The organism is Martelella mediterranea DSM 17316 (genome assembly GCF_002043005.1).
GTDB classification, from domain to species: Bacteria; Pseudomonadota; Alphaproteobacteria; order Rhizobiales; family Rhizobiaceae; genus Martelella; species Martelella mediterranea.
The window spans coordinates 4,117,957-4,129,771 of sequence record NZ_CP020330.1; the positions used below are offsets into that span (position 1 = coordinate 4,117,957).

Annotated in this window: 8 protein-coding genes; all 8 read left to right on the forward strand. The window is 64.1% G+C overall.

Annotation, left to right across the window (positions count from 1 at the left end; translation table 11 throughout):
- The first annotated feature begins 194 nt into the window (after positions 1-194).
- The 8 genes from Mame_RS19210 (at position 195) to Mame_RS19245 (ending at position 11,609) form a co-directional block, all read left to right on the forward strand.
- Positions 195-797 carry an adenine deaminase C-terminal domain-containing protein gene (locus Mame_RS19210; RefSeq protein WP_018065466.1) on the forward strand — a complete coding sequence of 201 codons (603 nt, stop codon included), beginning with the start codon at positions 195-197 and terminating at the stop codon, positions 795-797.
- A gap of 180 nt (positions 798-977) precedes the next feature.
- Positions 978-1,607 carry a TetR/AcrR family transcriptional regulator gene (locus Mame_RS19215; RefSeq protein WP_018065467.1) on the forward strand — a complete coding sequence of 210 codons (630 nt, stop codon included), beginning with the start codon at positions 978-980 and terminating at the stop codon, positions 1,605-1,607.
- A complete protein-coding gene (locus Mame_RS19220; RefSeq protein ID WP_018065468.1) occupies positions 1,604-2,569 on the forward strand; it encodes an HlyD family secretion protein in 966 nt (321 codons plus the stop codon). The genes Mame_RS19215 and Mame_RS19220 overlap by 4 nt, the downstream gene beginning before the upstream one ends.
- Positions 2,566-3,501: an ABC transporter ATP-binding protein gene (locus Mame_RS19225; protein ID WP_018065469.1), complete on the forward strand. Its 936-nt coding sequence runs from the start codon at positions 2,566-2,568 to the stop codon at positions 3,499-3,501. The genes Mame_RS19220 and Mame_RS19225 overlap by 4 nt, the downstream gene beginning before the upstream one ends.
- Positions 3,491-4,636, forward strand: coding sequence for an ABC transporter permease (locus Mame_RS19230; RefSeq protein ID WP_018065470.1), 1,146 nt, complete (start codon positions 3,491-3,493; stop codon positions 4,634-4,636). The genes Mame_RS19225 and Mame_RS19230 overlap by 11 nt, the downstream gene beginning before the upstream one ends.
- A gap of 146 nt (positions 4,637-4,782) precedes the next feature.
- On the forward strand, positions 4,783-8,112 hold the full coding sequence (locus Mame_RS19235) for a transglutaminase family protein (protein ID WP_018065471.1): 3,330 nt from the start codon (positions 4,783-4,785) through the stop codon (positions 8,110-8,112).
- A gap of 164 nt (positions 8,113-8,276) precedes the next feature.
- Positions 8,277-10,712, forward strand: coding sequence for a circularly permuted type 2 ATP-grasp protein (locus Mame_RS19240; RefSeq protein WP_018065472.1), 2,436 nt, complete (start codon positions 8,277-8,279; stop codon positions 10,710-10,712).
- A 6-nt stretch (positions 10,713-10,718) separates the two neighbouring features.
- Positions 10,719-11,609 carry a transglutaminase family protein gene (locus tag Mame_RS19245; RefSeq protein ID WP_026173588.1) on the forward strand — a complete coding sequence of 297 codons (891 nt, stop codon included), beginning with the start codon at positions 10,719-10,721 and terminating at the stop codon, positions 11,607-11,609.
- Positions 11,610-11,815: the final 206 nt, after the last annotated feature.

Here is an 11,815-nt window from a genome sequence, read left to right on the forward strand (position 1 = left end):
TGGGGCCTAGCCCCTTTTGCACCGGCTTGCAAGCCTGGAGGGGCCGGCACCGGGCTTCGCGGTTTCGCAGCCGCCCGTCGTGCGTTTGACATTGGGCCGCGCTATAGCGCTGACGAAACAGCAGATGATTCGCGGAACCTTTCGTCCTTCGAAAAGTTCTGTGCTCACTTTCTATCTCACCGGGACTGATCCCAATGCACGTCTATCGCTTTCGAAGCCAAGGCATCAAAACGCAGGCGACCCCGCGCTGCATCGCGGAGAGCCTGTTTGCGGGCGGCCGACCGCTCTCCATGATCGATTTCAGCGGTCCGCACGCCGTGCGCCGTGGCGCCCTTGCCCTTTCGGGCACGCGCGCCGCATTGCCGGAAGGCCTGACGCTGATGGCCAGGATCACGGCCGACGGCACGCTTCTTGAACTTTGCGGCGCTTCCGGCCTCGGCCGCTGGCGCGGCGCGTTCGCCGCTACCGGCAATGACGGCGGCATGACGGTGTTCGGCAATCGCGGGCAGGATATGGCGGTGGCCGCCAATGCCGTCCTCAAGGCCGGCGGCGGCCTTGCGGTCGCGGAAGGGGAATGGATCAACGCCCTGATCCGCCTTTCCGAACTGCCGGACTATCCAGGCGAAATCGAACGCGAGTTCGCAAGCGTCAGGAATGCGCTCGCAGTCCTGGTAGACCGGAAACCGCCCTTTCTGCTGAAGAAGCTGCTGGACTACGCCCTGACGCCGGCAACGGCGATCAGCCCCGCTCCCGGTTTCAGCGATGATGGCGATGGTCCTCTAGCGGCAGCGGAATAGCTTCCAGCCGGTTTGCCCAGCGATTGGCACCGCGCACCGACCGTCGGCGCATTCCCAAACGCTTGGGATCGCCTGGAAGGCAGGCCCCCTTCTATCCTGCCCACTTCCTCATCCTACGGGTTGCAAAATAATGTGACAAGAGATATGACTGACTGGTCAGTCATATTAGAAGGTTGAGAGATGGCGGATCAAAAGCGGCCGGTGCGGAGCAAGAGCCAGGAAGAACGGCGACGGATCATCCTCGACGCCGCACTCTCGACTTTTGCCGCGAAGGGGTTTGCCAGCGCCCGGATCGAGGACATCGCCAAGGCCGCGGGGGTCGGCAAGGGCACGGTCTATCTCTACTTTCCCGACAAGGAGAGCCTGTTCAAATCGCTGATCAGCGATGATCTCGCGCCGCTGATTGCGCACGGCGCCGGTATCCTGGAAGCCTCGCCGCAGTCTCCGCGCAAGGCCCTCTCGGCCTTCTATACGCTCGTGGAATCCGAGGTTCTGGATACCCAACGCGCCGACCTTTTGCGCCTGATGATCACCGAAATGCCGAACTTTCCCGACGTCGCCGCCTACTACCACGCCAACCTGATCCGCCCCGGCATGCAACTGGTTCAAAAGCTGCTGACAATCGCGCATGATCGCGGCGAACTGCGCTCCGCCAAGGTGCTGGAGGTGCCGCAGATGGTGGTGGCGCCGATCCTGATATCGGCGATCTGGGGAATGCTGTTCTCCCCCTTCGGCGCATTCGACCGGCGCGCCGCCTTCGAAGTGAGCCTCGACAACCTGTTCCTATCACCGGAAAGGGAAACGCCATGAAAAAGCTCGCCCTCATCCTGGTTGCGCTCGCGATTGCGACAGCCGCCGGCTTTGTGTTTTTCCGCCCGGACGCCCATCAGGGCTGGCTCGGCTGGGTGGAGGCGGACATGGTCTATGTCGGCGCCACCTCGACCGCGCGTCTGACCGAACTCACCGTGTCCGAAGGCGATCAGGCGGAGGCGGGCCAGACCCTGTTCACGCTGCAGGCCGACAGCGAAAAGGCCGCTGTCGAGACCGCCAGCGCCAGTCTGGAAAAGGCGAAGGCGGCGCTGTCTCTGGCGAGAGCTCCCATGAACCGGGAGCAGGAGCTTGAAGCGCTCGAGGCCTCCCGCGCGGAAGCCCAGGCCGCCTTCGACTACGCCCGCAAGGCGCTCACCCGCGCTGAGGCGCTGGTGAAGCAGCAAAGCGGCACCGAAGCCAATCTCGACGACGCGGTCAGCAATTATGCAAAGGCCAAGGCCGCGCTCGACAAGGTCAACGCCCAGATCGCGCTCGGCAAATTGCCGCAACGCGACCAGCAGATTGCCGAGGCCGAGCAGCAGGTCGCGGCGGCCGAAGGCGATCTCGCCAATGCCGAAGCCACGCTCGCGCTGAAGACCGTGGCATCGCCAGCCAGCGGCAAGGTCCAGCAGGTCTATTACCGCGTCGGCGAAGTGGCGCCCGCCGGGCGGCCGGTTGTTTCATTGCTGCCGCCGGAAAACGTCAACATCGAATTCTTCGTGCCGGAGCAGAGCCGCGCGGCGATCGCGACCGGCGACCGGATCAGCTTCACCTGCGACGGCTGCGAGACCGGGGAAGCGACCGTCAGCTTCATCGCCGAGGATGCCGAATACACCCCGCCGGAAATCTTCTCGCGGGAGGAGCGCGCGAAGATGGTCTACCGGGTCAGGGCCCGTCCTTCCGACCCTGCGACCCTGCCGGTCGGCCTGCCCGTGGAAGTCACGCTGGAAGGCCGGTCATGAACACGGACGAAAACGTTATCTCGGTCGAGAACCTCACCAAGAGCTTCAGCGGCCGCACCGTGGTCGACCACCTGACGATGAGCGTGAAGAAGGGCGCGATCCACGGCTTTCTGGGACCCAACGGCTCCGGCAAGACCACGACCATCCGCATGCTCTGCGGGTTGCTGACGCCCGACAGCGGCTCCGGCACCTGCCTCGGCTACGACATCACCCGTGACGGCGAGAAGCTGCGCCGCCGCGTCGGCTACATGACCCAGCGGTTTTCGCTCTATCAGGACCTCACCATCCGCGAAAACCTCGATTTCGTCGCCCGCATCCACGGGCTTAGTAACCCGAGGAAACGGGTTTCCGACGCCATCGAACGGCTCGGGCTTGGTGGGCGCGAAAAGCAGCTCGCCGGCAATCTCTCCGGCGGCTGGAAACAGCGGCTCGCGCTCGGCGCCTGCACGCTCCCCGATCCCGACCTGCTGCTGCTCGACGAGCCGACCGCCGGCGTCGACCCCAAGGCGCGGCGCGAATTCTGGACCGAGATCCACGCGCTGGCCGCAGACGGCCTCTCGGTGCTGGTCTCCACCCACTACATGGACGAGGCCGAACGCTGCCACGAGATCGCCTACATGGCCTATGGTAAGCTTATGGTAACGGGCACGGTCGACGAGGTGGTCGCCTCGGCGAACCTCAAGAGCTACCTGATCACCGGCGCCGACGTTCACGCGCTGCAGGCGGAGCTGGAAAAGGCCGAGGGCGTCGATCTCGTCGCCCCCTTCGGCGCCTCGCTCCACGTCTGCGGCCGCGATCGCGACGCGCTGGAACGGGCCTTGCAGCCCTATCGCGACCGGCCGGACACGCATTGCAAACCGGGCGAGACGACGCTGGAGGATGCCTTCATCTATCTCATGGGTTCATCGAAGGACAATTTCGATGACGGCTGAGCGGACACAGAGCTTCGCCCCGCTCAGGCGTTTCTGGGCGATGACGATCAAGGAATTCATCCAGATGACCCGTGATCGGCTGACCATGGGCATGATGATCACGCTGCCGATCATGCAGCTCCTCCTGTTCGGCTTTGCCATCAACACCACGCCGCACCACCTGCCGACCGCGGTGATGATGGGCGAGAGCACCGACGCCTCGCGCGCCATTCTGGCGGCGTTGAGGAACACCGACTTCTTCGACATTACCGGCGTGGCGACGTCGCCCGACGCCATGGACCGGATGCTGGAATCCGGCGAGGTGCTGTTCGTGGTGGAGATCCCGCCGAACTTCGAGCGCGATCTGCGCCGCGGCCTGTCGCCCTCGCTGCTGGTCGCCGCCGACGCCACCGACCCGGTCGCCGCGTCATCCGCGCTCGGCGCGCTGTCGGGCATCATCAACACCTCGCTTGCGGGCCTCCGGCACATCCGCATCGACGCGCCGCAGGACCCGCCCTACACCATCGTCCAGCACCGCCGCTACAATCCGGCGGGCAAGTCGACGCTCAACATCGTGCCGGGCCTGCTCGGCACCATCCTGACGATGACGCTGCTGATCTTCACCGCGCTCGCCGTCACCCGCGAGATCGAGCGCGGCACGATGGAGAACCTGCTTGCCATGCCGATCCGCCCGATCGAGATCATGATGGGCAAGATCATGCCCTATGTCTTCGTCGGCGGTTTCCAGGCGGCGCTAATCATCGTCTCGGGCCTGTTCATCTTCGACGTCCCTATCCTTGGCGACCCGTGGTCGCTTGCGCTCCTGACCCTGCTTTTCGTCGTCACCAATCTCTCGATCGGCTACACCTTCTCGACGATCGCGAAGAACCAGCTTCAGGCGGTGCAGATGTCGATGATGTTCTTTCTGCCGAGCATCCTTCTGTCCGGCTTCATGTTCCCCTTCGACGGCATGCCGAAATGGGCGCAGTATATCGGCGAGGGCCTGCCCTTGACGCATTATCTGCGGATCGTGCGCGCCATCATGCTGAAGGGCGCCGACATCACCGTGCTCGGCTTCGACAGCGCCATGCTCGCCGCCATCGCCCTCGTCGCCATCACAATTGCGGTGACGCGCTTCAACACCACGCTGGATTGAGAAGCCGGTTTCCGGATTTTCAAGCGCGCCCGGTAATCCGCCTTGCTTTATCGCCGTGCTTTGCCCACACTCGCCTGAAAGACAGGGGAATACTGAAGGGCGAATGCGGCTTCAAGCCGCGCGCCCGGAGGCAGGCAAGGACGCATATGTCTATCAAAGCAGCGATTTACCATCTCACGCACTACAAATATGACAAGCCGGTCAATCTCGGCCCGCAGATCATCCGGCTGAAGCCCGCCTCGCATTCCAAGACCAAGGTGATCAGCCATTCGCTGAAGGTCACGCCGGACAATCATTTCGTCAATCTGCAGCAGGATCCCTACGGCAATTACCAGGCGCGTTTCGTGTTCCCGGAGCCGGTCACGGAGTTCAAGATCGAGGTCGATCTGGTCGCCGACATGTCGGTCTACAATCCCTTCGACTTCTTCGTCGAGGAACAGGCGACGAAATACCCCTTCGAGTACGACGAGGCGATCAGCGAGGACCTGTCGATCTACCGCACGCCGGAGCCGATGGGGCCGCTTCTGAAGGCCTATATGGAAAAACTCGACCTCACACCCGGCCAGGGCACGGTCGACATGATCGTCGGCATCAACGCCAACCTCCAGCATGATGTCGACTACATCATCCGCATGGAGCCCGGCGTGCAGACGCCGGAGGAGACGCTGGAGCGTAAGTCCGGCTCGTGCCGGGATTCCGCGTGGCTGCTGGTCCAGATCCTGCGCAATATGGGTCTCGCCGCGCGTTTCGTCTCCGGCTATCTGATCCAGCTTGAGCCCGACCTGAAGGCGCTTGATGGCCCGGCTGGCACCGATCACGATTTCACCGACCTGCATGCCTGGGCGGAGGTTTTCCTGCCCGGCGCCGGCTGGATCGGCCTTGACGCGACTTCCGGGCTTCTGACCGGCGAAAGCCACATTCCGCTGGCCGCCACGCCGCATTACCGCAATGCCGCGCCGATCACCGGCGGCTATTTCGGCGAGGCCGAGACCTCGTTCGATTTCGACATGACGATTTCGCGGGTCGCCGAGCACCCGCGCATCACCAAGCCGTTTTCCGACGAGAGCTGGGAGGCGTTGAACGCGCTTGGCGAAAAGGTCGACAGGCTGCTCGAAGAGACCGACATGCGTCTCACCATGGGCGGCGAACCGACCTTCGTATCGATCGACGATTTCGAATCCGACGAGTGGAACACCGGCGCTGTCGGCCCCACCAAGCGGGCGCTCGCCGACGAGCTGATCCGCCGTTTGCGCGAGCGATTCGCCCCCGGCGGCTTCCTGCATTACGGCCAGGGCAAATGGTATCCGGGCGAAAGCCTGCCGCGCTGGACCTTCTCGCTCTACTGGCGCAAGGACGGCATCCCGATCTGGAACAACCAGTCGCTGGTGGCAGAAGAGAAGAGTGACACCAAGGTCGATGAGAGCGACGCCGGCCGTCTGCTGCAGGCGATCGCCAACGAACTCGACATCCAACCGGAAATGGTCTCCCCCGCCTTCGAGGATCCGGCGGAATGGCTGATCCGGGAGGGCAATCTGCCGGAAAATGTCGACCCCTCGAATTCGAAGCTGAAAAGCGCCGAGGATCGCGCGCGCATCACCAAGGTTTTCGAGCGCGGGCTGACGCGGCCGACCGGCTATGTGCTGCCGGTTCAGGCCTGGCAGGGCCGCGCCTCCGGCCTGAAATGGGTCTCGGACCGGTGGACCACGCGGCGCGGGCGGATTTACCTGATCCCCGGCGACAGCCCGATCGGCTTCCGCCTGCCGCTCGATGCGTTGGCATGGATTCCGGAATCGCAATATCCTTTCATCAATCCGATGGACCCGTCGGTGCGGCGCGATCCGCTTCCCGATTTCCGGCAGGATGAAGGGCGACCGCTGCCGAAAGCGCGCTTCGTTCCGTTCGAGGAAAGCCCGCAGGCGGCGCGGCCGGCGCCCGGCCATTCGATCGGCGGTTACGTCCGCACCGCGATCTCGGTGGAGCCGCGCGATGGCCGGCTTTGCGTGTTCATGCCGCCGACCACGGCGCTCGAGGAATATCTCGACCTGATTGCCTCCGCCGAGCGGGCCGCCGAAAAGCTGGGTCTCCCCATCCATATCGAGGGCTATGCGCCGCCGCAGGACGAACGCATCAACGTCATCCGGGTCGCGCCCGATCCGGGCGTCATCGAGGTCAACATCCATCCGGCCGCGAACTGGAAGGAATGCGTGGAGACCACGACCGCGATTTACGAGGAAGCGCGCAAGACGCGACTTGGCGCCGACAAGTTCATGATCGACGGCCGCCACACCGGCACCGGCGGCGGTAATCATGTCGTGGTCGGCGGGGCCAATCCCGGCGACAGCCCGTTCCTGCGCCGCCCGGACCTCTTGAAGAGCGTGGTGCTGCACTGGCAGCGCCATCCCTCGCTATCCTACCTGTTCTCGAGCCTTTTCATTGGCCCGACCTCGCAGGCCCCGCGCATCGACGAGGCGCGCCACGATGCGCTTTACGAGCTCGAGATCGCGATGGCGCAGATCCCCCATCCGCAGGCCGGCGTCATGCCGCCGCTGCCATGGCTGGTGGACCGGCTGTTCCGCAATCTGCTGATCGACGTGACCGGCAACACCCACCGCGCCGAGATCTGCATCGACAAGCTGTTTTCGCCGGACGGCCCGACCGGACGGTTGGGGCTGGTCGAGTTCCGCGGATTCGAAATGCCGCCGAACGCGCGCATGAACCTTGCGCAACAATTGCTCGTGCGTGCCCTTCTGGCGCGGTTCTGGAAGAACCCGCTTGAGGGCAAATTCGTGCGCTGGGGCACCGCCCTTTCCGACCGCTTCATGCTACCGCACTACATCTGGCAGGATTTCATGGACGTGCTGCAGGACCTGAAGGAAAACGGGCTTGAACTCCGTCCGGAATGGTTCGAGGCGCAGCTCCAGTTCCGCTTCCCCTTCTTCGGCGAGGTCGAATATGAGGGCAACCGGCTGGAACTCAGGCAGGCGCTGGAACAGTGGAACGTGATGGGCGAACAGGGTGCGGCCGGCGGCACCGTGCGCTATGTCGACTCATCGGTCGAGCGGCTTCAGGTGCTTTTGGAAAGCAATGCCCCGGAACGCTACATCGTCACCTGCAACGGCCGCAAGGTGCCGCTGAAACCCACCGATAAATCAGGCGTTTCCGTTGCCGGCGTCAGGTTCAAGGCGTGGCAGCCGGCCTCCGGTCTTCACCCGGTCCTGCCGGTCAATTCGCCGCTGACATTTGACATTTACGACACATGGTCCGCAAGATCGGTGGGTGGTTGCATATATCATGTTGCGCATCCCGGCGGGCGCAATTATGAGACGTTTCCGGTCAACGGAAACGAGGCGGAGGCGCGGCGTCTGTCGCGGTTTGAAGCCTCGGGCCACACCGCCGGCGGCTATGCCGTTTTCAACGAGGCCGCGTCACCGGAATTTCCGCTGACGCTCGATCTCAGAAGGCCGGCCGGATTGTAACATCTCAAGACCGCGTCTCGCCTGCGATGCGCCACGAGGCTGGGCGAGGCTCCGGCAAAACGGCGGAAGCCTCAGGTCTCCCGCCGTATCGACATTATCAACGCGGCTGAAGCTTTCCGATAGCGGGAAGCGGCCTATTATCGCGGGCGGCAGGGACGCGCCAGATGGCAGAGGCGAAAGCGGAGCATTCCGCTGAACGGCACAGGGTTGAACAGGATAGCGAGGCAGAGCCCGCGATCGCCTGGAACGCCGGCAATTATGCCCCCCTCCCCGGCATCCCCGACGAGATGGTCGATGCCGAGGGAAAGGTGCGCCCGGTCTGGCAACCCTTCGTCAACGCGCTGTCCGGCATGACCACCGACGAACTCGCCGAACGGTTCTCGCGCGCTGATCGCTATCTGCGCGACGCCGGCGTGTTCTACCGGGCCTATGACGGCCAGGACGATACCCGCGCATGGCCGTTCTCCCACATCCCCGTCATCATCGACGACGACGAATGGCAGGAGCTTGCCGAGGGGCTGAAACAGCGCGCCGACCTGCTGGAAGCGATGATGGCCGATTTCTACGGCGACAACCGGCTGGTTGCGGAAGGCTTTATCCCGCCGGCGCTGGTGGCCTCCAACAGCGAATTCCTGCGCCCGCTCGTCGGCGTCACGCCCGCTGGCGGCAATTACCTGCATTTCATTTCCTTCGAGGTCGGGCGCGGGCCGGAGGGCAAGTGGTGGGTGCTCTCCGATCGCGCCCAGGCCCCTTCCGGCGCCGGCTTCGCGCTCGAAAACCGGGTTGCCGCATCGCGCGCCTTTTCCGGCATTTACGGCGACATGCATGTGCGCCGCGTCGCCTCCTTCTTCGGCGCGTTTCGCGATGCGCTGCAGTCGGGAACCTATGGCGGCGAAGGCCGATTCGGGGTGCTGACCCCCGGCCCCGCCAACGAGACCTATTACGAACATGCCTATATCGCCCGCTATCTCGGCATCTCGCTGCTAGAGGGCGAGGACCTGATTGTGGTCAACGACCGGCTAATGGTGCGCACCGTCGCCGGGCCGATGCCCGTCAGCGTGCTGTGGCGGCGGCTTGATGCCGATTTCACCGATCCGCTGGAACTCAACCAGCATTCGCGCATCGGCACGCCCGGCATGGTCAGCGCCATCCGCGCCGGCAATCTCACCATGGTCAATGCGCTGGGCTCGGGCATTGTCGAAACCCGCGCGCTGCTCGCCTTCCTGCCGGCCCTTTCGCGCAGGCTTCTGAACGAGGACCTGAAAATCCCGTCGATCGCGACATGGTGGTGCGGGCAGGAGAACGAGCGCGCCCATGTCGCCGCCAGTCTCGACCAGATGCTGATCGGCCCTGCCTATTCCCGCCAGCCCTTCTTCGACGATTCCGGCCTGTCGTTTTCCGGCAAACGGCTTGGCGAGCGGCGGCCCGGCGCGGTGAACCGCTGGCTTGAAAAACGCGGGCCATGGCTTGTGGGCCAGGAGGCGGTGAAGCTCTCGACCGCGCCCGCCTTCATCAACGGCAAGCTGGAGCCGCACCCCTTCTCGCTGCGCGTCTTCGCCGCCCGCACCAATGACGGCTGGAAGCTGATGCCGGGCGGCTTTGCCCGTATCGGCTCCTCCGACGATGTTGCCGCGATCGCTATGCAGGCCGGCGGCAGGGCCGCCGACGTCTGGGTGGTGAGCAAGACGCCGGTCGCGACCCCGACGCTTCTGACCCGCGAAAGCAGGGTGCCGCGCAACCATCCCGCAAACCTGCCGAGCCGCGCCGCCGACAACCTGTTCTGGCTTGGTCGCTATATCGAGCGCGCGGAAGGCAATTTGCGCATCCTTAGGGCCTGGCACGGCCGGTTCGCCGAGGTCGACGACCGCGGACAGGCGCTGTTGACGCGGGTGGAAGCCTATCTCGATAACGCGGGCCTCGATCTTTCGGAGGCGGCGCTTCCCAAAAGCCTGATGCGCGATATCGACAGCGCGGTCTATTCCGCCGGCAATATCCGCGACCGGTTCTCGCCCGATGGCTGGCTGGCGCTGAACGACCTTTCCAAGACCGCCAGCCGCTTCGTCGACCGGGTCGGGCCGGGCGATGACGCCGCCCATGCGATCACGATCCTGCTGCGCAAGCTTGCGGGCTTCGCCGGTCTCGTCCACGAAAACATGTACCGCTCCACCGGGTGGCGGTTCCTGTCGATCGGCCGCTATCTCGAACGCGGCCTGCACATGACGCGCCTGCTCGGCGAGCTTTCCGGCGAAGACGCGCCCGACGGGGCCTTCGATATCCTGCTCGAAATCGGCGACAACGTCATGACCCACCGGCGTCACTACAACGTCAACACCGACCGGCTGACGATCACCGACCTCCTGGCGCTCGACCCGCAGAACCCGCGCTCCGTTCTGTTCCAGCTCAACCAGATGCTGGCCGAAGTCGAGAAACTGCCGAGCCAGGGCCACATGACCCAGATGTCGCCGCTTCACCGCGAGACCATGCGCGTCCAGTCCGGCCTTGCGGTGATGACCGCGAACTCCATCTCGATCGATTATTATGCGACGCTGGAGCGCGATTTCGAGGCGCTCTCCGACTGTCTCGCCCAAAGCTATCTGTGAGGGATGATGCTCTACGATCTCTCGCTGAAGATGGAATATCACTACGACACGCCCGCCTCGCTCGCGCGCCACATCACCCGCGTTTTGCCGCTGGCCGCGACCCAGCGCCAGCGCCTGATCGCCGGCCACGTCAAGTTCGATCCGCATCCGAGTGAACAGCGCGGCTTCACCGATTTCTTCGGTCATCCGGCGATCGCGACGCTGATCGATCCGCCGCATCAGAGCTTCGCGGTCACGATGAAGGCGCGCGTCAACGTCGAGCCGCCGCGCACCACGCTCGCCTTTTCGCCGGAACTGCCGCGCCTTCGGGAAGAATATGCCCGCATTCTCGATCTCGGCCGGGATTCCCCGCATCATTTCCTGAGCGCCAGCCCGCGCATACCCCATGACCTTGCAATCGGCGCCTATGGCCGGGAAAGCGCCACGCCCGGCATGAGCGTTCACCAGATCGCCAAGGCGATCTGCGCGCGCATCCATGACGATTTCGCCTATGACGGCGAGGCGACGACGGTCGACAGCACGCCGATCGAGGCCTTTCACCTCAGACGCGGCGTCTGCCAGGATTTCTCACATGTGATGATTTCGGCGCTGAGGGCGATCGGCATTCCCGCCGGCTATGTCAGCGGTTATCTCCGCACCATTCCCCCGCCCGGCAAGCCGCGGCTGGAGGGCGCGGATGCGATGCATGCCTGGGTCCGGGTCTGGTGCGGCGGCGCGCTCGGCTGGATCGAACTCGACCCGACCAACAATATCGAGGCGGGATCGGATCACATCGTGGTCGCCTATGGCCGCGATTATGCCGACGTGGTGCCGGTTCTCGGCGTCATGAAAACCTATGGCGAGCACAAGGCGACCCAGGCGGTCGATGTCGTGCCGGTCCCCGAGACGGTGCGCTGAAACGGGCTCGCGCCCTTTCGTTCGAGATATTTGCGAAAACTTCGGACGATTTCGACCGACGATCAGATCCCTTCAGGCTGAAATGCTCCGGGTCATTTTCCTGCCGCTTTGCAGGACAAGCTGAAAGACAGTGCTTGAAGGCCGGAAAGAAATTCCCGCCCGTTACGATCGCTTTATTGCAAGTGCGTCATATCAGTGCATAAATT